This window comes from Rhodococcus sp. NPDC055112 (assembly GCF_053607505.1).
On sequence record NZ_JBSGTR010000017.1, the window covers coordinates 45,169 to 65,703 of the forward strand.

21 protein-coding genes and 4 tRNA genes are annotated in these 20,535 nt (G+C 70.2%); 9 read left to right on the forward strand and 16 right to left on the reverse strand.

Annotation, left to right across the window (positions count from 1 at the left end):
* Nucleotides 1-8: 8 nt before the first annotated feature.
* Nucleotides 9-791, reverse strand: a complete 783-nt coding sequence (locus ACWFRB_RS10980) for a helix-turn-helix domain-containing protein (RefSeq protein ID WP_452640939.1) — start codon at nucleotides 789-791, stop codon at nucleotides 9-11.
* 33 nt (nucleotides 792-824) lie between these two features.
* Between ACWFRB_RS10980 and ACWFRB_RS10985 the strand changes: the two genes are divergently transcribed.
* Nucleotides 825-1,217, forward strand: coding sequence for a hypothetical protein (locus ACWFRB_RS10985; RefSeq protein ID WP_452640940.1), 393 nt, complete (start codon nucleotides 825-827; stop codon nucleotides 1,215-1,217).
* On the opposite strand, the gene ACWFRB_RS10990 is transcribed toward ACWFRB_RS10985, so the two are convergent.
* Nucleotides 1,198-1,884 (reverse strand): YceI family protein, encoded by a 687-nt coding sequence (locus ACWFRB_RS10990; protein WP_452640942.1) that lies wholly within the window; start codon nucleotides 1,882-1,884, stop codon nucleotides 1,198-1,200. The two genes, ACWFRB_RS10985 and ACWFRB_RS10990, sit on opposite strands and share 20 nt — an antisense overlap.
* 40 nt (nucleotides 1,885-1,924) lie before the next feature.
* Nucleotides 1,925-2,464: an SRPBCC family protein gene (locus ACWFRB_RS10995; RefSeq protein ID WP_452640943.1), complete on the reverse strand. Its 540-nt coding sequence runs from the start codon at nucleotides 2,462-2,464 to the stop codon at nucleotides 1,925-1,927.
* A 131-nt stretch (nucleotides 2,465-2,595) separates the two neighbouring features.
* Here ACWFRB_RS10995 and ACWFRB_RS11000 point away from each other — a divergent pair, with 131 nt between their 5' ends.
* On the forward strand, nucleotides 2,596-3,180 hold the full coding sequence (locus ACWFRB_RS11000; RefSeq protein ID WP_452640945.1) for a TetR/AcrR family transcriptional regulator: 585 nt from the start codon (nucleotides 2,596-2,598) through the stop codon (nucleotides 3,178-3,180).
* An 892-nt stretch (nucleotides 3,181-4,072) separates the two neighbouring features.
* Here ACWFRB_RS11000 and ACWFRB_RS11005 read toward each other — a convergent pair.
* The 3 genes from ACWFRB_RS11005 to ACWFRB_RS11015 form a co-directional block, all read right to left on the reverse strand.
* Nucleotides 4,073-4,163 (reverse strand) — tRNA-Ser (locus ACWFRB_RS11005).
* Nucleotides 4,164-4,228: 65 nt separating this feature from the next.
* The gene (locus tag ACWFRB_RS11010; protein WP_452640946.1) at nucleotides 4,229-4,702 is read right to left on the reverse strand and encodes a nucleoside deaminase; all 474 of its coding nucleotides are present in this window, start codon (nucleotides 4,700-4,702) and stop codon (nucleotides 4,229-4,231) included.
* Nucleotides 4,703-5,242, reverse strand: a complete 540-nt coding sequence (locus ACWFRB_RS11015; protein ID WP_452640947.1) for a tRNA adenosine deaminase-associated protein — start codon at nucleotides 5,240-5,242, stop codon at nucleotides 4,703-4,705. It abuts the gene before it with no gap.
* 48 nt (nucleotides 5,243-5,290) lie between these two features.
* Between ACWFRB_RS11015 and ACWFRB_RS11020 the strand changes: the two genes are divergently transcribed.
* Complete coding sequence (locus ACWFRB_RS11020) at nucleotides 5,291-6,286, forward strand: prephenate dehydrogenase (RefSeq protein ID WP_452640949.1); 996 nt, start codon at nucleotides 5,291-5,293, stop codon at nucleotides 6,284-6,286.
* Nucleotides 6,287-6,307: 21 nt separating this feature from the next.
* Here the strand turns inward: ACWFRB_RS11020 and ACWFRB_RS11025 are convergent, their stop codons facing one another.
* The 5 genes from ACWFRB_RS11025 to ACWFRB_RS11045 form a co-directional block, all read right to left on the reverse strand.
* Entirely contained in the window at nucleotides 6,308-6,907 is a 600-nt protein-coding gene (locus ACWFRB_RS11025; protein WP_452640950.1) for a putative glycolipid-binding domain-containing protein, read from the reverse strand.
* Between the two features lie 76 nt (nucleotides 6,908-6,983).
* Nucleotides 6,984-8,042 carry a hypothetical protein gene (locus ACWFRB_RS11030; RefSeq protein WP_452640951.1) on the reverse strand — a complete coding sequence of 353 codons (1,059 nt, stop codon included), beginning with the start codon at nucleotides 8,040-8,042 and terminating at the stop codon, nucleotides 6,984-6,986.
* 603 nt (nucleotides 8,043-8,645) lie between these two features.
* Nucleotides 8,646-8,718, reverse strand: a tRNA-Arg gene (locus tag ACWFRB_RS11035).
* Between the two features lie 35 nt (nucleotides 8,719-8,753).
* Nucleotides 8,754-8,845, reverse strand: a tRNA-Ser gene (locus ACWFRB_RS11040).
* Between the two features lie 84 nt (nucleotides 8,846-8,929).
* Complete coding sequence (locus ACWFRB_RS11045) at nucleotides 8,930-9,658, reverse strand: dienelactone hydrolase family protein (RefSeq protein WP_452640952.1); 729 nt, start codon at nucleotides 9,656-9,658, stop codon at nucleotides 8,930-8,932.
* A gap of 114 nt (nucleotides 9,659-9,772) precedes the next feature.
* On the opposite strand from ACWFRB_RS11045, the gene hisC reads away from it, so the two are divergent.
* The gene (gene hisC / locus ACWFRB_RS11050) at nucleotides 9,773-10,864 is read left to right on the forward strand and encodes a histidinol-phosphate transaminase (protein WP_452640953.1); all 1,092 of its coding nucleotides are present in this window, start codon (nucleotides 9,773-9,775) and stop codon (nucleotides 10,862-10,864) included.
* A gap of 61 nt (nucleotides 10,865-10,925) precedes the next feature.
* Here hisC and ACWFRB_RS11055 read toward each other — a convergent pair.
* The 3 genes from ACWFRB_RS11055 to ACWFRB_RS11065 all read right to left on the reverse strand — a co-directional run bounded on the left by ACWFRB_RS11055 (nucleotide 10,926) and on the right by ACWFRB_RS11065 (nucleotide 12,787).
* Nucleotides 10,926-11,013: transfer RNA gene (locus tag ACWFRB_RS11055), tRNA-Ser, on the reverse strand.
* A gap of 52 nt (nucleotides 11,014-11,065) precedes the next feature.
* A complete protein-coding gene (locus ACWFRB_RS11060; RefSeq protein WP_452640985.1) occupies nucleotides 11,066-11,500 on the reverse strand; it encodes a MarR family winged helix-turn-helix transcriptional regulator in 435 nt (144 codons plus the stop codon).
* 123 nt (nucleotides 11,501-11,623) lie between these two features.
* Nucleotides 11,624-12,787: an alpha-hydroxy-acid oxidizing protein gene (locus tag ACWFRB_RS11065; protein ID WP_452640987.1), complete on the reverse strand. Its 1,164-nt coding sequence runs from the start codon at nucleotides 12,785-12,787 to the stop codon at nucleotides 11,624-11,626.
* A gap of 119 nt (nucleotides 12,788-12,906) precedes the next feature.
* Here ACWFRB_RS11065 and ACWFRB_RS11070 point away from each other — a divergent pair, with 119 nt between their 5' ends.
* Entirely contained in the window at nucleotides 12,907-13,893 is a 987-nt protein-coding gene (locus tag ACWFRB_RS11070; RefSeq protein WP_452640955.1) for an NAD(P)H-quinone oxidoreductase, read from the forward strand.
* A gap of 7 nt (nucleotides 13,894-13,900) precedes the next feature.
* Here ACWFRB_RS11070 and ACWFRB_RS11075 read toward each other — a convergent pair whose 3' ends face one another.
* The gene (locus ACWFRB_RS11075) at nucleotides 13,901-15,103 is read right to left on the reverse strand and encodes a cysteine desulfurase-like protein (protein ID WP_452640957.1); all 1,203 of its coding nucleotides are present in this window, start codon (nucleotides 15,101-15,103) and stop codon (nucleotides 13,901-13,903) included.
* Nucleotides 15,104-15,284: 181 nt separating this feature from the next.
* Here ACWFRB_RS11075 and ACWFRB_RS11080 point away from each other — a divergent pair, with 181 nt between their 5' ends.
* The 4 genes from ACWFRB_RS11080 to glfT1 are packed head-to-tail and all read left to right on the forward strand — an operon-like array spanning nucleotide 15,285 to nucleotide 18,516.
* Nucleotides 15,285-15,869 carry a bacterial proteasome activator family protein gene (locus ACWFRB_RS11080; RefSeq protein ID WP_452640959.1) on the forward strand — a complete coding sequence of 195 codons (585 nt, stop codon included), beginning with the start codon at nucleotides 15,285-15,287 and terminating at the stop codon, nucleotides 15,867-15,869.
* A 49-nt stretch (nucleotides 15,870-15,918) separates the two neighbouring features.
* A complete protein-coding gene (gene wzm, locus ACWFRB_RS11085) occupies nucleotides 15,919-16,794 on the forward strand; it encodes a galactan export ABC transporter permease subunit Wzm/RfbD (protein ID WP_452640960.1) in 876 nt (291 codons plus the stop codon).
* A 16-nt stretch (nucleotides 16,795-16,810) separates the two neighbouring features.
* Entirely contained in the window at nucleotides 16,811-17,632 is an 822-nt protein-coding gene (gene wzt, locus ACWFRB_RS11090; RefSeq protein ID WP_452640962.1) for a galactan export ABC transporter ATP-binding subunit Wzt/RfbE, read from the forward strand.
* A complete protein-coding gene (gene glfT1, locus ACWFRB_RS11095) occupies nucleotides 17,629-18,516 on the forward strand; it encodes a galactofuranosyltransferase GlfT1 (RefSeq protein WP_452640964.1) in 888 nt (295 codons plus the stop codon). The genes wzt and glfT1 overlap by 4 nt, the downstream gene beginning before the upstream one ends.
* Nucleotides 18,517-18,586: 70 nt before the next feature.
* On the opposite strand, the gene ACWFRB_RS11100 is transcribed toward glfT1, so the two are convergent.
* Nucleotides 18,587-20,437 (reverse strand): glycosyltransferase, encoded by a 1,851-nt coding sequence (locus ACWFRB_RS11100; protein WP_452640966.1) that lies wholly within the window; start codon nucleotides 20,435-20,437, stop codon nucleotides 18,587-18,589.
* Nucleotides 20,438-20,535: the final 98 nt, after the last annotated feature.

Sequence of the window (20,535 nt, forward strand, 5' to 3'; positions counted from 1 at the left end):
CCTGACGATCAGGGTCCGTCGACCACGATCTCCACCCCGCCGCTCAGCAGCGTGGTCGCGGTCAGACCGAACATCCGATGGAACGCGTCGCTGAAATGCGAGGGGGTCGCGAAGCCGGCGTCGACGGCGGCGCTGGTGAGGTCCGAGCCCTTCGACACCGCCGTCGCGACGTGCAGCATCCGGGCCCACAGCCGGTAGCGCCGGAAGCTGGTCCCGGTCTCCGCGGCGAACAGCCGGAGGAAGTACGGCGTCGACAGGTGCGTGTCGCGGGCGAACTCCGCCGCGGTGACCGGCGCCCCCGGCTGCGCGCGGATCGTCCGGATCACCCCACCGATCCGCTCGTCGACCGGACCGCGGATCGGGCCGGACGCCGCGTCCAGGATGCCGCCTGCGTCGAGGACCGGGCCTCCGCACAGCCCGACCAACTCCGCTTCGGCCCGGTGCCCGCTCCCGAACCCGCTCTCCGCCGCCGCCATCCGCTCGAGGCAGCCGTCCGCCCGCGCCGAGCCGGGGTCGAAGTAGCAGAACAACATTCGCTCCCCCGTCGCGACGATCTGGTGCGTCGTCCGCGGCGGGACGAGCACCGATCGGAGCACCGCGTCGGCGCTCCCGTCCACCCGCAGGATCAGCGGCGCGTCCACGCCGACCGCCAGGCAGTACACCGCCGTCGAGTGCGGGTCCAACCGCAGCGAGGGCCCGAGGTAGACGGCGTGCCCGTACCCGACCCACAGCGCGGACGCCGGGGCGACAGCGCACGTTTCTGGAAGCGGCGACCGGTCCACAACCGCCATGCTGACACAACAACCACCACGGAAGGGGCAACCATGTGGGCCGATCGGATCGCACGGGCATTGTTGGTCGGGGTCGGACTGGTCAACCTGGCGCCCGGCGCCGCGGCGCTGTCGGCGTCGCGGGTCGAGTCCCTCTACGGCGTGCGGGTGGCCGACGCCGACCTGGAACTGCTGCTGCGGCACCGCGCTGCGCTGCTGGCGATCGTCGGCGGCGGAGTGCTGGCGGGCACGTTCGTACCGTCGATCCGGGTCCCCACCGTCGCCGCCGCCGCGACGAGCATGGGCAGCTATGTAGCGCTGACCGCGGCGGTGGGACCGACGAACCCGCAGTCGTCGCGGGTGCGGGCGGTGGACCTGGGCGCGCTGGCGGCGCTGGCCGTCGCGGTCGGCCTCGAGTCCCGCTCGCTCAGGCCCGCCGCAGGCTGACCAGGAAGTCGACGGTCCCCGACTCGTCGACCGTGACGAACCCGAGGGACGGGGGCTGCACACCGAAGTCGGTCCACGTGACCGGGATGCTGCCCGAGGCGACCAGCGCATCGCCCGACCGGAGCACCTCGACATCGACGGTCACCGGCCGCGCGACCCCCTTGATCGTGAGGGTCCCTGTCGCGGTGACGGTTCCGGTGGTGCCGTCGCTCGGCAGGCCGGACAGATCCACCGGGCCGTCGACGACGAAGGTGGCGGTGGGGAATTGACTGGTCGACATCACGTTTCCGTCGAACTGCCCGTCGCGACGGGGGTCGTCGGTGGCGATCGATGCGACCTGCACGGTGATCTCGCCCGCCGTCAGCTTGTCGGCCTCGACGGTCGCCGAGCCACTCACCTCCCCGGTGGTGCCGACCACGGTGACGCTGGCTCCGTTGAGGATCTCGTGCACCGTGTAGCCGGCGGCGGTCTCGTTCGGCGGGATGCCCGCGTCGACCACCCACCGCCCGTTCACGTCCCCGATCGCGGGCTTCGCGCCGGAGGTGGACACCGAGGCGGCGGGGGCGTCGTCCTCGGCGATCCAGGTGCCGTACACCCACGGCCCCGCGACGAGGGCGAGCACCGCGACGACCGCGATCGCGCCGACTATCCACCAGCGTCTGCTCATGGCAGGGACAGTACTGGCCGCCATCGCGCTCCGCAGGGTGTCAGTTCACCGCGCCGAAGTGCTTGCGGGTGTCCCGCACGAAGCTCGCGAACAGCGCCTTGTTCACCGGAAGCGCGAGCCGGACCGGGAGCCCGAAGCCGCGACGCGGGGTGAACGCGAAGGTCCAGACGAATCGGCAGCCCGTCGGCGTCGGCTCGACCCGGTAGTCCTCGGCGAACGACCGGAACAGCGGGACGTTGGCCTGTTCCACGTAGAACGCGTGCCGCCGTTGCTCCTCGTTCCAGACGTAGAACTGCTCGCGCAGCTGCATGGCGCCGCCCGCCACCTTGGCGACCCTGGTCGTCGCCGCGCTGTGGGGGGCCGCCGAGGTGTAGTGCACGTCGAGCAGCCGGCACCACGACAGCGGCTCGGCGCCGGTCAACCCCCGCCACACCTCGTCCGCCCCCGCGCGCAGGTCCATGCCGTAGGTGTAGACGAAATCCGCGGTCTCGAAGTAGGAGTCGTCGATCGGGTCGAGGTCGAACCAGTACATGGACGTTCGCTTTCGCTCGAGGGCCCGCGACTGTGCCGTGCGACACATCTCGATGGCCGACAGTACATATGACGCCAGGTAACAGTCAACGTCGAGGCGGGCGTCTGCCCGTGACGGCCCCGGCCGACGCGGCCGCCGAACTATGCTGACCGGCATAGGCAGCAAGGGAGAACGAGCACGTGACACAACGCCCCACCGCCCGCGACCGGATGCTCACGAGCGCCATCGCCCTCTTCCGCGAGCGGGGAATCGACGCGACCTCCTTCGCGGATGTCATCGAGCGCGCCGAGGCCCCGCGCGGGTCGATCTACCACCACTTCCCCGGCGGCAAGACCCAGCTGGCCGAGGAGGCCACGCGCACGGCGGGCGGCCTGATGGGGACGCTGATCGAGTCGGGCCTCGCGCAGGGCGGACCGTCCGAGACCCTGACGCGGCTCATCGACATGTTCCGGCGGCGGCTGCTGGACTCGGACTTCCGGTCGGGCTGCCCGGTGGCCGCGGGCGCCCTGGAGAGCGGGGACTTCGCGGCCGCGCGGGCGATCGCAGGCGAGACCTTCACCAGCTGGGAGGAGGCCATCGCGGCGGCCCTCGCCGAGCGCGGCGTGCCCGCGGCCCGCGCCGAGTCCCTGGCGACCACCGCCGTCACCGCCATCGAGGGCGCGCTGCTGGTGGCAAGGGCGCAGCGCAGCGTGCAGGCCCTCGACCGCGTCGGCGCCGAGTTGTCCGGGCTGATCGCGTCCGCCGTGGACGAAGCCGAGCGGTAGCCGGGACTCCGTCTGCCACGCGTCACCGGCCCCGCCGGAGGGCATTTTCTGAGAGTTCGCTGAGTATCGTGGCGAGCCCGACGCCGAGTCGCCTACCGTCCCTGCCTGCCGTCCGTCCCCTAGCCCGAGTCGGGCGGCACGTGGGCCTCGCTGACGTGGAGAGCGGCGAGGCCCACGTTCACACCGGATCGGCGTGGAGTCGGGCGCGTTGAGCCGGCACAAGCTGCCGCCGCCGGACGCGACACCCTGAGAACGGCGTTCGCCGCCCGCAATGCGCTTTCTGAGAATTCGCTGAGTATCGTGGCGCGTCCCGACCGGAGCCGCCTATCGTTCTGCCCCGCCGTTCCCTCCCATGAGCGGCGGGGCCTCGCCGCCCACCCGAGTCGGGCGGCGAGGCCATCTCGTACCGGCATGACGCGAGCCGCACCCTGCAGTCTGAGGCGACTCATGCGACGAAGAGGTGAACAATGACAGGTCCGCTCCGGCCGATGAATCAGATCAAACAGTCAACCGTGACCAGATCGCCGCAGAGAAACCCGCTATGGGACACGATCATTGGAATTCTCGGGATAGCGAGCGCACTCGTGTGGGCGTTCACTGACTGGACATGGTGGTGGGACGCGGCAATCATCGCGACCATCGCCGTTGGGGTAATGCTCGGTGAGAGATTTCTCCCGAAGTCGTTCACAACGAGGAACTGAGTCGCTCACCAGTTTCGATAGTTGTTAGATCAAACGGCGCCGGCCGGTGAGATGTCTATGTGTTGTCATCAGCGAACAACGTTCGAACGGCGACTGCATGGAGCGGTGCGGCAGGCAGTGCCCGCGGGTCATCGGTCAAGGGCCAGAGCATGAAAAAAGCGCCCCACCTGAATTAAACAGGTGGGGCGCTTTGGCGGTGGCGGAGGGATTTGAACCCTCGGACGGGGGTTACCCGTCACACGCTTTCGAGGCGTGCTCCTTAGGCCGCTCGGACACGCCACCGCCGGTGACTTTACCCGACTCCGGGCCTGGCGCTAAATCGGCAGCTGACCGGGGCCTCCTGGCGGTCAGCGCTGCTCGCGGAAGAAGCCCTCCAGCAGGGCCGCGCACTCGTCCTCCAGCACGCCGCCGCGCACCTGCGGGCGATGGGTGAGCCTGCGATCGCGGACGACGTCCCACAGCGATCCGACCGCCCCGGTCTTGGGCTCCCAGGCCCCGAACACGACCTTCTCGACCCGGGCCAGCACCAGCGCCCCCGCGCACATCGTGCACGGTTCCAGGGTCACCGCCAGGGTCGCGCCCTCCAGCCGCCAGCCGTCGCCGTGTGCAAGGGCAGCCGCGCGCAGCGCCAGGATCTCGGCGTGCGCGGTCGGGTCGGCGTTGGCCTCGCGGGCGTTCGCGGCCCTGGCCAGCTCGACGCCGTTCGCATCGAAGACCACGGCGCCGACCGGGACGTCCGCGGAGTCCGCTGCGGAGGCGGCGGCGATCGCGGCCCTGATCATCGCCTCGTCGCGGTCCCTCGCCCCGCTGGGCAGCGACATCTACCGGGGCAGGGTGTCGAGCACCGAGGAGAGTTCGGTGGCGAAGCCGAGCCGCTGCGCGATCATGCCCAGCTGCTCGTCGGGGTACAGCTCGGTCTCGGCGAGGATCACCCCGAGCACCGGCTCCGGCAGGCCGAGGTCCGCCAGCAGGCTGAGGTCGCCCTCCTCCCACGGATCGACGTCGTCGAGCTCGTCGGGGTCGAGGTCCGGGGTCTCGACGTTGAGCGCGTCGAGCACATCGGAGGCGATGTCGTAGTCGAGCGCCGCGGTGGCGTCCGAGAGCAGCAGACGGGTACCCGACGGCGCCGGGCGGAGGATGACGAAGAACTCGTCGTCGATGTCGAGCAGGCCGAACACGGCGCCGGAGCTCCGCATCTCGCGCAGCTCGGTCTCCGCGGCCTCGAGACTGTTCAGCGCGGCCGAGGTGAGCGCCGTGCACTTCCACTTGCCGTCGTCGAGGACAACCGCGACGCCGAAGCCATCGAGATCCTCGAACTGGTCCGAGGGGGCGCTGTTGTCACGCGCCTGCTGAGCAGCCATGCCGTCACCGTAGTCCGCCGAGCGCCGGTAAATGAAGTCCGCTGGCAAATGTGCCAACCTATCCGGGTGTCTGCTGAAGCGACTGACCCGCCGGTGTGTGTTCTCGGGCTCGGACTGATCGGCGGTTCGGTGCTGCGGGCGGCCGTCGCCGCGGGTCGGACGGCCTGGGGCTACAACCGCTCCGCCGGTGCCGTCGAGGACGCCCGCGCCGACGGATTCGACGCCGACACCGACCTCGAGGCCGTGCTCCGCCGGGCCCAGCGGTCCGGCGCACTGATCGTCGTCGCGGTGCCCGTCCCTGCCCTCGACGCCGTGCTCGGCGCGGTCGCCGCGCACGCCCCCGACTGCGCGCTCACCGACGTCGTCAGCGTGAAGCGGGCGGTCCTCGACGCGGTGCGTGGGCACGGCCTCGGCGCCCGGTTCGTCGGGGGGCACCCGATGGCGGGGACCTCGCGGTCCGGCTGGGCGGCGGGCGACGTCGCCCTGTTCCGCGACGCGGTGTGGGTGGTCGGCACCGACGACGGCGTCGATCCCGTGGTGTGGGGCCAGGTGGCCGCGCTGGCCGTGGACTGCGGCTCGGTGGTGGTGCCCGCAGCCGCCGACGAGCACGACGCGGCGGCGGCCCGCATCTCGCACCTGCCGCACCTGCTGGCCGAGGCGCTGGCGGTGACCGCGGCGGCAGGGGGCGACCTGGCGCTCGGGCTGGCGGCGGGCTCGTTCCGGGACGGCACCCGGGTCGCAGGCACCGCGCCGGAGCTGGTGCGCGCGATGTGCGAGGCGAACTCGGGCGCGCTGATCGTCGCGCTGGACGAGACGCTGCGGCTGCTGACCGACGCCCGCGACGGGCTCGCGGACACCGGGAGCACGGAGACCCTGGTGTCGGCGGGCCACGCCGCGCGGCTGCGCTACGAGAACCTGGAGCGCTGGGAGATCACCGACGTCGCGGTCGGCGCGGACGGCTGGGTGGAACTGATGCGCGACGCAGGCCGCCGCGGCGGGGCGCTACGCGCCCGTGCGCGCTTCGCGGGTGCAGGGACTCGGTAACCACGCACAGGCGCGGAGCGCCTATATCCGCTCGGCCAGGCCCTGGTAGTCGAGGATGAAGCCGTCGCGGTCGATGGTGACCGAGGAACTCGACACCGGCGAGAGCACGTGGATGCCGTCCGAGCCGCTGCTGTAGGTCAGGCTCGCCTCCTGCACGCTCAGGTCGGGCAGGTACACGTACACGACCGGGACCTGGATGTCCTCGGAGTCGGTGTGCATGCCCAGCCGCCGGATCGGCAGGGTGTTGAAGAACGGGCTGAGCACCACGTCGACGTCCAGCGCGCCGCCGAATGTCGATCGCTTGGGGTTGGTCCCGTTCTCGACCATCCAGTTGCCCTCCGAGTCCCGGCTGATCGAGACCTGCCGCTCACCCGAGGCCAGGCTGGTCCGCAGCGAGAGCCTGCGGGTCACCCCGTTCTCGTCGGTGACCAGGTCGTAGGACGCGCTGAACGCGGGGTGCTCGGCGCACTGACCACCGATGATCCGGCCGGCCGCCTTGATCCGGTTACCGACGAGCTGCACACGAACCGACTCCATCCGAGGAGCGGCGTGGGCCCGCCACGTGAGGACAGCCGGCCAGACCGAGTCGGTGGCCGCGGCGCCCTGAGCTGGATTGGTCACCTGACTACGGTAAGCGACGTGGGGCCTTCGGGCAGCGGTGGCGCCGAACCTCGCGGGTCGCGGTTGTGCCGACCACTCACGCCGTCTCGGCCGCGCGGCGCTCGATCACCGCGATCCTGGCCGACAGCACCGCCAGCGCGAACAACCCGACAGCCACGTTGAGCAACGCCCCGAACTCCTGCGCGACGAAGTCGAACACCTGGGTCAACAGCACCGTGACCAGCGCCGCGGCCCGCAGGAACTGCAGCGGCCACAGCTTGCCGTTGCGGAGCCTCGCGACGCCGACCCAGCTCAGCACGCACGCGACGGCGGTGCCTGCGAGCTGGCCAAGGGTGGTGATGGTCCCGGCCGCGCCCTCGAGATCGGAGGACAGGGTGACGATGGCGTTGATCAGCCCGGACGTCGAGAAGAGCACCAGGACGAACGCTGCGACGCCGACCGCGGTGCGGCTGCTCAGCGCGGACGGGATCCGCCGCGATCCCCACGCCCGCACTCCCCCGAACCGGCCGGGCTCCTGCGGATCGCAGCGCGCGAGCAGATCACCGATGTCCGCGACCGCGGTCACGTCGGCGCCCGCCGCCTGGGCCCGGTGCAGCTGCGCCTGCGCGAGCGCCCGGCGCTCCGGCGGCAGTCCCCGGATCAGGCCGTCCACCGCGATGGCTGCGGCGTTGCTGAGGTCCTCGGCGACGCTCGGCGGCCGGGAGTCGTGCAGCCAGCGGTTGAGCAGCAACAGGACCACCACGACGACGTACATGATCGCGACGGCGGGACGGTAGAAGTAGTCGTTGGTCTTGGTGACGAACTTGCCGACCTCGTCGAGGAAGAGCCCGAATCCGACGCCGCCCAGCACCACCGCGAGGAGCCTCGGCCGCAGGCCGAGGAACGAGAACAGCACGACAAGGGCCGCCACCATCAGCAGCCCGCCCCACAGCACGTGCGCGACATGCAGGGTGGACCCGCCGACCTGTGGGTATCCGGTCAGGTGCAGGTAGGCGCGGGTGACCAGGATCGTCAGCACCCCGATGATGACGAACGCCTCGACGAGGGAACTGGCCTGCGCGTCACGCAGCAGCAGCGGCCTGCGCTTGGCGCGCCCGGTTTCGGTCCGACCGATCAGCGCGGACGCCAGTGTCATGGCTGCTGTCCTTCCGTGGCCCTGGGTTCCCCAGTGTCCCTCAACCGGGCGGTCGTCGTCCCCGTCACCGATCCCGCGATTTGTCCACAGCTGTGGACAAATCCTGTTAACACCCGTCACCAGACTGTGGACAGTGTGGACGAATCTGTGGATTACATCAATGTAATTAACCTGTACCTGCAGCTTTGCCATCCACAGCCCTGTGGATAACGAGGTGACGCGGAGCCCATCGGCTGTTGATCCCCAGCCTGCCCGGACGCTCGTCCACAGGCGACACACAGATAGCGCTCGGATCAGGGCAGGGCGAGGCGCCGCCGCGCCGGACCATGGATGCGAAAAACCCCGCCGATCACATGGATCGGCGGGGCCCGCATACCGCCCCAGGTCGGGGAACCGGGCGGCACGTTTGGTGCGGGCCCATGCCTTCGAGCTGGCTGGCTCCATCGGCCCGCGTCGACCACCTTAGCGGTAATCGAACGTGCGTGCTAGTCGGCCAACCGCCGATCGCAGCGGCCGAATGCCGCTGTGTCCGACGGGAGTTCAACCGGAGGCCCACGAGAAAACCCCTCACCGGCATCACTGCCGGCGAGGGGTTCCTCACTGTGCGCCCGAAGGGATTCGAACCCCTAACCTCTTGATCCGTAGTCAAGTGCTCTATCCGTTGAGCTACGGGCGCATGTCTTCAGTTGTGCTGGCCTACGAGCACCAGCGTGGCGGAAGCGAGAGGATTTGAACCTCCGGTCCCCTTTGAGGAGGACAACTCATTAGCAGTGAGTCCCATTCGGCCGCTCTGGCACGCTTCCTAGGCTCAGGTCCTTTCGGAACCGCCGGATGGAAAGATTACACAGGCACGGCGTAGGGCGCAAAACGGCCGGTCACAGCGATTTCTAGCGCAGATTGCCGTCGAACCAGTCGAAGATCCGGCGCTGCGCATCCATCATCGCCTGCGCGGCCGCATCGTTGTCATCGCCGTCCACGGGGAACTCCGGCGGCTCGTCCGCTCGATGCTCGAGACCGCTGTAGCTGACCACCAGGGTCGCGACCTCGGCGCGCGCGATCGCGTCCCGCAGTCGCTCGACCTCCTGGCGCGGGGTACCCGGGTCGTCCTCCCCGTACAGCCCCAGCCACGGCGCCTGCAGCCTGGGGGCCGCCTCCACCAGCGCCGGGGCGCCCTCCGCGAGCGGGTGGACGATGCCGCGCGCGGACACGCTGACGGCGGCACCCACCGGCCTGGACGTCGCGACGAGCAGGGCCGCCGTGCCCGCGTCGTCGAAGCCGAGCACCCCGACGCAGTCCGGGTACACCCCGCGCGCGGTGAGCCAGTCGAAGGCCGCGTCGAAGTCGGCGAACAGGTTGTCCCCGAACACCTCCGCGGTGCTGTGCTGCGGCTCCCGATGGAACAGGTGCGGCGCCACCGTCAGCCAGCCCTCGGCGGCCAGCGAGCGCATGAGATCGAGCAGGTTGTCGGTGAACTCCCGCGATTCGTGCAGGACCACGATGCCGCCGCGGGCGGGTCCGTCCGGTTCGACGGCCGTCAGGGGGACGCGAACGGGGGGCTCGTCCGGATGCTCCCCCAGGGCGCGCAGTACCGCGCTGTCCGTGAAGATTCCCGACATACGTATACCTTGGCACGCTCACGGCCCACCCGTTCAAGATTCTTTTCGGGGTCACCGGGTTCTTTTTCGCCGCACCCGCCACGCCCGATCGGAAGCGGCGCATAATGTCGATCCATGACCGTGCGCACCCGCCCCGACCTCTCGAGAATCGCCCCCTACGTGCCGGGACGCAGCTTTCCCGGCGCGATCAAACTGGCCAGTAACGAGACCACCGCCGGTCCGCTGCCCAGCGTGATGGAGGCGATCGCCGAGGCCGCCGCAGGCGCCAATCGCTACCCGGACAACGGCTCGGTCGCCGTGCGCGACGCGCTGGCCGCCAAGCTCGGCGTGAGCGCGGAGCGGATCACCACCGGCTGCGGATCGGTCGGCATCTGCCTCGAGCTGGTGCAGGCGACGTCCGGGCCGGGCGACGAGGTGATCTACGCGTGGCGCTCGTTCGAGGCGTATCCCGTGGTGGTCAAGGTGGCGGGCGCCACCCCCGTCGAGGTCCCGCTCACCGCCGACTACGAGCACGACCTCGACGCCATGCTCGCGGCCATCACCGACCGCACCCGGCTGATCTTCATCTGCAACCCGAACAACCCGACCGGCACCGTGGTCGCCGCGGAGGCACTCGCGCGGTTCCTCGACGCGGTCCCCCCGCACATCCTCGTCGCACTGGACGAGGCCTACTACGAGTACGTGCGACCCGAGGAGGGCGGCGAGGCCGCACCCGACGGCATCGCCCTGGCCGAGGGGCGGCCGAATGTCGTTGTACTGCGGACCTTCTCGAAGGCCTACGGCCTGGCCGGCCTGAGGATCGGGTACGCGATCGGCGACGAGGAGATCATCGCCGCGCTGTTCAAGGTGCACCTGCCCTTCGCGGTCACCAGCGTCGCCCAGGCCGCCGCGGTGGCCTCGCTCGCCGCCGACGAGGAACTGCTCGCCCGCACCGACGGCGTGGTCGCCGAGCGGACGCGGGTGCGGGACGCGCTGATCGCGGGCGGATACGACGTGCCGCCGACCTCCGCCAACTTCCTCTGGCTCCCGCTCGGCGACCAGGCGGCGGCGTTCGGCGAGGCCGGGGTCGCGGCGAAGGTGCTGACGCGACCGTTCGCGGGGGACGGGGTGCGCGTCACCATCGGCGACCCCGACGAGAACGACACCTTCCTGGCGTTCGCCCTCGGGGCCGGACTGCCCATCTGGAAGGCCTCCCAGCAGGGCTGAGGAGTCCGTACCACGCACAACGGCTCCGACCAGGGCACGCCCGGTCGGAGCCGTTTCTGCTTGGCGGAAGCGGAGGGATTTGAACCCCCGGTTGCTCTCACAACGCTCGCTTTCAAGGCGAGTGCATTCGGCCGCTCTGCCACGCTTCCATCGCAGATCCTAACGGCACCCCCGGCGCCCGGCGGAATCCACCGCGCCGGATCAGCCCGCCGATCGCTCGCCGATGGCCGTGTTCACCTTGGTGAACACCCTCTCGACACTCGTCAACTCGTCCGCGTCCAGCAGATCCACGAGGTAGCGACGAACCCCGTTGACGTGTGTGGGGGCCGCCTCCTCCAGCCGTCGGCGCCCCTCCTCGGTGAGGATCGCCAGCACGCCGCGGCCGTCGTCGAGGCAGGTGTTCCTGGTGACCATCCCGTCCGCCTCCATCCGGCGGATCTGGTGGGTCAGCTTGCTGCGTGAGGAGATCACGCCGTCCGCGAGATCGCTCATCCGGACCGACCCGTCGGGCGATTCGGACAGCATCACGAGAATGCGATAGTCGGCCGTGGTGAGCCCGTGCCGATCCTGTAACTCCCGGTTGAGTAATCCCATCAGCCGCTGGGAGCCGTCGATGAAGGCGCGCCACGCGGCCATCTCCGCGCCGTCGAGCCAGCGGGGGGTCTCGTCCTCAGAACCGTCGATCTGTGTTGTCACACAACCATTCTAGTTGCCTGCGCTCACGATTCATACCGCTCGGTCTGAATATGCGCTGTTGCCTCAGCCGGAGACCGCGCGCAACGCGGAGGTGTCGATCTCGGCGACGTTCGCGAATCCGGCCAATCCGAGGGTCAGATCGAAATCCGCCAGCAGAATCCGCAGTGCGTGCCGGGCGCCCGCCTTGCCCGCGAGGCCGAGCCCGTACACCCATGGCCTGCCGTAGAGCACCGCGTCCGCACCGAGCGCCAACGCCGTGAGCACGTCCGCGCCGCACCGAATTCCCGAGTCCAGCAACACATCCGCGTGGTCGCCCACCGCCGCGGCCACCGGCGCGAGGGCATCGAGCGCGGCGATCGCGCCGTCCACCTGCCTGCCACCGTGATTGCTCACCACCACGCCCGCCGCGCCCGCGTCGACCACCGCCCTTGCGTCGTCCGGGTGCAGGATGCCCTTGACCGCGATCGGCAGGTCCGTCCACTCCCGCAGTCGGGTCACGTCCGCCGGCCGCAGGGTGTGGTTCCCGAACATCGACACCCAGGTCAGCACCGCCATCTGCATCGCCTCGGCGCTCTCCTCGGGCGCACTGGCGAGCCGGGAGCGGAAGACGGGGTCGGTGAGATAGTTCGCGATCCCCTTGCCCTGCAGGAACGGGAGGTGGCCCAGCTCGAGATCCCTTGGGCGCCAACCCATTCCCGGCGTGTCCGCGGTGAGCACGATCGCCTTCGCGCCCGCGGCCTCGGCCCGGTGCACCAGCGACCGCGCCACCTCGTCGTCGGCGGGCCAGTAGAGCTGGTACCACCAGTTCTCGCCGGACACCGCCCCGACCTGCTCGATGGGCGTGGACGACGCCGTGGACAGCACCGAGCCGATTCCGAGCTCGTCGGCGGCCTCGCCGACCGCGAGCTCCGCGTTCGGGTGCACCAGTTCGAGAACTCCGACGGGCGCGGTCAGCACCGGCGCGGCCAGCCGGGTGCCGAGCACCTCCACGCTGAGGTCCCGCGCGTCCGGGGCCGCGGTCCCGCGCAGCATCCGGGGCACGATCGAGTGCCGCTCGAATGCGGCCAGGTTCGCGGCTGCGGTCCGCTCGCTCGACGCGCTGCCCGCGATGTAGGCGAAGGCCTCCGGCGACAGCGTGGTCGCGGCCAGCTCCTCGAGCCCGGCCGCGGTCATCGGCAGCTCGGGCCTGGCGCCGCCGACCCCGGACAGGTAGATCTCGTTCTGCATGTTGCCGAAGTAGGTCACCCGCGTGACGGTAGCGGGTCTCGGCCCCGGACGGGAGGGGTCGGGAGGCCGGTTCGGCCGCTCCCGCGACAGCGGGGCGGGCGCGGGCTAGCGTCGTCATCATGCGCGCCATCACCGTGACCGGCCCCGGCGGACCCGAGGTGCTCGAGTGGACCGAGGTGCCCGATCCGCGGCCCGGACAGGGCCAGGTCCTCATCGACGTCGCGGCCACGGCGATCAACCGCGCCGACCTGTTGCAGCGGGAGGGCCTGTATCCCCCGCCGCCGGGGGCCAGCGAGATCCTCGGGCTCGAATGTTCGGGCACCATCGCCGAACTCGGCGACGGCGTGCGCGGCTGGGCGGTCGGCGACCCGGTGTGCGCGCTGCTCTCCGGCGGCGGCTACGCGCAGCGGGTGACGGTTCCTGCCACCCAGCTCCTGCCGGTGCCCGAGGGCCTGGACCTGATCGCGGCGGCGGCGCTGCCCGAGGTGGCCTGCACGGTGTGGTCGAACCTGGTGATGATCGCAGGCCTGCAGGCGGGCCAGGTGGTGTTGATCCACGGCGGCGGGGGCGGCATCGGCACCCACGCGATCCAGGTGGCGGCCGCGCTCGGCGCCACCGTCGCCGCGACGGCGGGCTCCGAGCACAAGCTGGCGGTGTGCCGTCGGCTGGGCGCGTCGATCGCCGTCAACTATCGCGAGGACGACTTCGTGGCCGCGCTGTCCGCGACCCCCCGCGGCGGCGCCGACCTGATCCTCGACAACATGGGTGGCGCCTACCTCGGGAGGAACATCGACGCCATGGCCAAGGACGGGCAGCTCTGCGTCATCGGCATGCAGGGCGGCCGGGTCGGCGAGCTGGACCTGGGCAAGCTGCTCGCCAAGCGGGGCCGGGTGTTCGCGACGGGCCTGCGCGGCAGGCCCGAGACCGGGCGCTCGAGCAAGGCCGCCATCGTCGCCGCGGTCACCGAGCGACTCTGGCCGATGGTCGCGGACGGGGCCGTCCGTCCGGTCGTGCACGCCGAGCTGCCGATCACCGAGGCAGCGCGGGCCCATGCCCTGTTGGATGCGCCGGAGACCGTCGGCAAGGTCGTGCTGACGCTCGAGTGAGGACCGATCAGCCGAGGGCGGCGACGGCGCGCACGAGCTGATCGATCTCGTACCGGGTCGTGTAGGGCGCCAGGCCGATCGTCACGGCACCGCCCTCGTCACTGACCCCGAGCGAGTCCAGCAGCCTGCTGCCGCCGCGCTCGCCGACGAGGGTTCCGATCCGGCGCTCGGCGAAGTGCAGCGACACCTTCTCCGCGGGCACCCCGGCGACCGTGAAGCTGATGGTCGGCACGCGGCTGTGTGAGGTGCCGATCAGCATCACCTGGGGCAGCCGGCGCAGCGACGCCATCAGGTAGTCGAAGATCCGGTCGTGGTAGTCCTGCAGCGAGCTGATCGAGGTCTCCAGGCGCTCCCTGCGGCTGCCGCGGGCGGTCTCGTCCAGGCCGGCCAGGTAGTCGATCGAGGCCGTCAGCCCGGCGAGCAGGGCGTACTGGTGCCCGCCCATCTCCAGGCGCTCGGGCCCGGTGGCGTACGGGTTCAACGAGATCGCGGGGATCTTGTCGAGCAGTGCGGGCTCGCGGAAGATCAGGGCGCCGATCTGCGGACCGCCCCAGCTCGGCGCGTTCACCGCGAGCACGTCGGCACCCATCTCGTGGATGTCCACATGCGCGTAGGGCGCGGCCGCGATGGCGTCGGCGACCAGCAGTCCGCCGACCTCGTGGATCCGGTCCGCGGCCACCCGCACGTCCGGCGCCGACCCGACGATCGGGGAGGCAGCGGTCAGCGCGACCAGTCGCGTCGTGGCCCCGATCAGCTCGGCGAACTGCCAGCTGGGCAGGTCGCAGGTGTCGATCTCGACCTCGGCCCAACGAACCTGCGCGCCATAACGATTCGCCACCCGCAACCAGGGCGCGACGTTGGCCTCCTCGTCGAGCCGGGAGAGGACCACCCCGGTGCCGAGGCCGAGCCTCGAGCTGAGCGCCTCGGCCAGCCAGGCCAACAGCACGGCCCGATCCTGGCCGAGCACCACGCCCGCCGGGTCACCGCCCACGAGATCGGCGACGGCCTCACGGGCCGCCTCCAGGGTCGCGGCGCTGCGCCGCGCGGAGACGTGCCTGCCGGAGTGGGAGGCCGCGGAACCACGGAACGCGGTCGACACCGCGGTGGACACCGAATCGGGATGCTGCATTCCGGCCTGAGGATCGAGATGGATCCAACCGTCTCCGAGCGAAGGGATAAGTCCCCGCACCCGGGCGACGTCGTATGCCATGCCGACAGCCTAGGACCTAATTTCGAATCGGTGCGATGCGGATGGCCGGATTGTGAGGCATCACAGTATCTGTAACTGCATACAACACAAACTTTTCCGGGTTCCGCACCGCGCGCCGAAACCGTCCATCGGTTCGCCGACGGTCGGTGCGCCGGCTGCTCTCCTGATACAAGATGGAGCCATGACGCAACCGGACAATGAGCAGGTGGTCGTGATCGGACCCGACGGGCAACCCATGATGGTCGCCGCCGCAGGCCTCCCCGGCGTCGGATCGGGTCCTGGCGACACCGGCTTCGCGGGCGCGGGACGCACCGATGGGGAGAACGGCGAGTCGATCGCGGAGATGGTCGAGCAGCCGGCCAAGGTGATGCGGATCGGCACCATGATCAAGCAACTCCTCGAGGAGGTCCGCGCGGCGCCGCTCGACGACGCCAGCAGGAACCGGCTCAAAGAGATCCACAAATCCTCGATCCGCGAGCTCGAGCAGGGCCTGGCCCCCGAGCTCCGGGACGAACTCGAACGGCTGACCCTGCCGTTCACCGATGACAGCGTGCCGTCCGACGCGGAGCTGCGGATCGCGCAGGCGCAGCTCGTCGGCTGGCTCGAGGGCCTGTTCCACGGCATCCAGACCGCGCTGTTCGCCCAGCAGATGGCCGCGCGGTCCCAGCTCGAGCAGATCCGCCAGAGCGCGCTCCCACCAGGCATGACCGCAGGCCACGGGCACCAGAATCCACAGCAGGGCTCGGGCACCGGCCAGTACCTCTAGCCGTGGCGCCTGGTCGGCCGCACGCGGCCGACCAGTAGGCTCGGTCTCCGTGTCAGCATCCGCTCCAGAATCCGAGGCTTTGGCCACCGAGGTCCCCCCGGTCTCCGACTCGCAGACCCTCCGTCGCGGGTTCAAGGACCTGCGGGACGGATTCGCGCAGCGCGAACTGTGGCTCAGCCTCGGTTGGCAGGACATCAAGCAGCGCTACCGCCGCTCGGTGATCGGTCCGTTCTGGATCACCATCGCCACCGGCGTGCAGGCCACCGCCATCGGCATCCTGTACGCAGCGCTGCTCGACATCCCCCTCGGCGAGTTCCTGCCCTACGTGACGGTCGGCCTGATCGTGTGGAACATGATCAACGCCTCGATCATCGAGGGGTCCGAGGTGTTCATCGCGAACGAGGGGCTGATCAAACAGCTGCCGTCGGCGCTGAGCGTGCACATCTACCGGCTGGTGTGGCGGCAGCTGCTCTTCTTCGCGCACAACCTGGTGATCTACGTGGTCATGGTCGTCGCCTTCGCGGTGTGGCGGGACCTGAGCTGGGCGTCGCTCGCGGCGATCCCCGCGGTGGCCCTGCTCGTGCTCAACGCGGTGTGGGTGTCGATCGTCTTCGGCATCTTCGCCACCCGCTACCGCGACATCGCCCCGATCCTGTCGTCGATGACCCTGCTGCTGTTCGTGCTGACGCCGATCATGTGGACCACGCAGAGCCTCATCGCGCAGGGCGGGGCTGTCAAAGAGCGCGCGAGGATCGCCGAGCTCAACCCGCTCTACCACTACCTCGAGATCGTCCGCGCGCCGATGATCGGGCAGCCGCAGGCGCTGTACCACTGGTACATCGTGCTGGGGATCACCGTGGTCGGCTGGGCGCTGGCCCTCGTGGCACTGCGCAAGTACCGGGCCCGCGTGCCCTACTGGGTCTAGGGAGAGCGGTCAACAGATGACGAAACACGTCAGTATCGACACGCACAACGCGTGCGTCGACTTCCCGATCTTCGACGCCAAGTCGCGGTCGCTGAAGAAGGCGTTCCTCGGCAAGGCGGGCGGCGCGATCGGCCGCAACGACTCCGACGTCGTGGTGGTCGAGGCCCTGCGCGACATCACCCTCTCGCTGAAGGAGGGCGACCGGATCGGACTGGTCGGCCACAACGGCGCCGGCAAGTCCACGCTGCTGCGGCTGCTGTCCGGCATCTACGAACCGTCCCGCGGCAGTGCCAGGATCCGCGGGCGGGTGGCGCCGGTGTTCGACCTCGGCGTCGGCATGGACCCCGAGATCTCCGGCTACGAGAACATCATCATCCGCGGCCTCTTCCTCGGCCAGACCCGCAAGCAGATGCTGGCGAAGATGGACGAGATCGCCGAGTTCACCGAACTGGGCGAATACCTGTCGATGCCGTTGCGCACGTACTCGACGGGCATGCGGGTGCGGGTCGCGATGGGCGTGGTGACCAGCATCGACCCGGAGATCCTGCTGCTCGACGAGGGCATCGGCGCGGTCGATGCGGAGTTCATGAAGAAGGCACGGATCCGGCTGCAGGCGCTGGTCGAGCGCTCCGGCATCCTGGTCTTCGCGAGCCACTCCAACGAGTTCCTCGCCCAACTGTGCGACAGCGCGATGTGGATCGACCACGGCCAGATCCGCATGCGGGGCGAGATCGAGGACGTCGTGCGCGCCTACGAGGGCGACGATGCCGCCGACCACGTGCGGCACGTCATCGCCGAGATGGAGCGCGAGCAGACCGAGTCGGGGCACACCCGGTGACCGAACGGATCATCGGCGTGGTGGTCACCCACAAGCGCCGCGAACTGCTCGCCGAGTCGCTGAAGGTGCTCTCCACCCAGTCCCGGCCGCTGGATCACCTCGTGGTGGTCGACAACGCCGACGAGGCGGAGGTGCGGGCACTCGTCGAGGGCTCGGACGTGCCGACCACGTACCTCGGCTCCAAGCACAACCTCGGCGGCGCGGGCGGGTTCGCGCTCGGCATGCTGTACGCGCTGTCCCTCGGAGCCGACTGGCTCTGGCTGGCCGATGACGACGGCCGCCCGGAGGGACCCGAGGTACTCGCCACCCTGCTCGACTGCGCCACCCGGCACGGGCTCGCCGAGGTGTCCCCGGTGGTGTGCGACATCGACGACCCCGACCGACTGGCGTTTCCGCTGCGCCGCGGCGTCGAGTGGCGGCGACTGCGCTCGGAACTCGGCACCGAGGACCTGCTGCCGGGAATCGCCTCCCTGTTCAACGGGGCGCTGTTCTCCGCCGCCGCGGTCGACGCGGTCGGGGTCCCGGACCTGCGCCTGTTCGTCCGCGGTGACGAGGTGGAGGTGCACCGCCGCCTGGTCCGCTCCGGGCTGCCGTTCGGCACCTGCCTGCAGACCGCGTATGTGCATCCCAACGGGGCCGAGGAGTTCAAGCCGATCCTGGGCGGGCGGATGCACACCCAGTACCCGGACAACGAGACGAAGCGGTTCTACACCTATCGCAACCGCGGGTACCTGCTCTCGCAGCCGGGCATGCGACGACTGCTCCCGCAGGAGTGGGTGCGCTTCGGCTGGTTCTTCCTGATCAACCGCCGGGACCCGGCCGGCCTGCGCGACTGGGTGCGGCTGCGCAAGATGGGCAGGCAGGAACGGTTCGAGCGGCACTGACCGCCACACCGGTCCCGATCACGGCGTCCCCGCGCGGTCCGACCGCACGGGGACGACCTCCGGCCGCCGCCTACTGCTCGTAGAGGCGTTCCCAGTTCTCGCGACTGGTGAGCTGCGGGGCCGCGTCACGGTACTGGCGGGAGACGGCGGCGCCGTCCTCGCGCAGGCGCCGCAGCACCCGGACCGTTCGCCGCAGCAGGTCGACCGCCTTGCCCTTGTCGCGCTGACGGATCCGCACCCCGGACTGCGAGGCGTCGGTGACCACCACGTGGTCGAACAGCGAGATGTGCCACCAGTGCGCATCCTCACGCGGAACGCTGACCAGGCCGTGCTGGGTGCGCCCGAACCACTGGTCGATGGCCCGCTTGACCAGGATCAGCCGCATCGCGCTCGGCTCGCCGCCCGAGCGCCGGGTGGTGAGGTCCGCGGACCGCACCGGGGCGGTGGCCGCGTCGTGCTTGACCGTCTCCGGGTACTCGGACCGCTCCGCGCGGATCGCGGCCATCGCCGCGATGCCGCCGTCCTGCAACACCTTCGGGCCCTCGAGGAAATCCTCGATGCCGCGCAGCGTGGTCGCGGCGAGACCGTACTGCATGCCGACGAGGTACTCGCTGATCTGCCGGAAGAACTGACGTCCCAGCCGCTTGGTGTCCAGATCGCTGTGCAGCGCGCCGACGATCAGGGAGTTGCGGGTGCTGAAGTAGCGCGCCCAGTCGTCGAAGTCCTTCCAGTAGAAGTCCGCATGCCAGACCGCAGCGTTCGGCAGGGTGACCGTGACGAACCCCGCCTCGCGGGCGCGGACTCCGTACTCGACGTCGTCCCACTGGAAGAAGATCGGGACGGGGAGGCCGACCTTCGCGACCACCTCGGCCGGGATCAGGCACGTCCACCAGGCGTTGTATCCGGCATCGACCCGGCGCTCCTGGTTCTTCTTCAGCATGCTCGTGTTGCGCAGCGCCTTCGGCACCTTCTGCCCGTGCTGCAGGGTGCCGAGATCGACATCCTCCGCGCCCACGTTCAGGTAGTCCGGGTTGAGCAGGAACAGCATCTGGGCACCGACGAGGGTGGGCTCGACGGTGACGTTCGCGAAGGCGTTGAGTCGCAGGACGGTCTCCGGCTCGCACAGGATGTCGTCGTCCATCAGGATCACGTCGGCGTGCCCGTCGGTCGCGGAGACCTCGTAGAGACCGCGGGTGAAGCCGCCCGCGCCGCCGAGGTTGGGCTGCCGCAGGTAGTGCAGCTTGTCGCCGAACCTGGGCGTGACCTCGCCGTACAGCTCGCGGTCCCGGACCAGGTCGGTCCCCTGGTCGACCACGTAGACGGAGTCGATGACCTCGAGCACGCGATCGTCGGAGGCCAGCGCAGCGACCGTCTGCGCGCAGTCGTCGGCGCGGTTGAACGTGCAGATCGCGATCGCGACCGGGCGGACGGTCTCGGGCGCGGCCGTGGTCCACTCGAGGCGGTCGACGGTCAGCGGGGCGTCCAGCGCGTCGATCTCCACCCAGAGGGCGCCGCCGTCGACGAACTTGTCGAGCGGCGAGGAGAGTTCGACCGTCTCGTCGCCCGATCCGGCGACGGCACCCACGATCCGGCGGTGCCCGGCGATGTCGGAAGCGACAAGGCGGACCCGGAAACGGCCGGAGCCGGCCGCCCGCAGGCTGACCCGCACCTCGGTGACCGTGGTCCAGCGCTGCCAGTAGCTGGCCGCGAACCGTCCGAAGTAGGTGTTGGTGTGGGCGCGTGCACCCGCGTCCAGGCGCAGCGTGTGGCGTTCCCGGTCGCCGGAACCCTTGCGGAACGCGACATAGAGGTCGTCGTTGACGATCGGCGACATACCGACGAAGACGCCGCGCTGCACGAGCAACCGCGCCGCCACCTCGGCCGCCGGGGCCCCGGACTCAAGGAATTCGGGCTTGTTCATCCAACCGCCAACTCTCGATCGTGTCGCCAATGTCCACCCGCAGGGTATCCCGACGTGCAGTTGACCGACGAAACCACCGAGCCCGACCTCGGTTAATG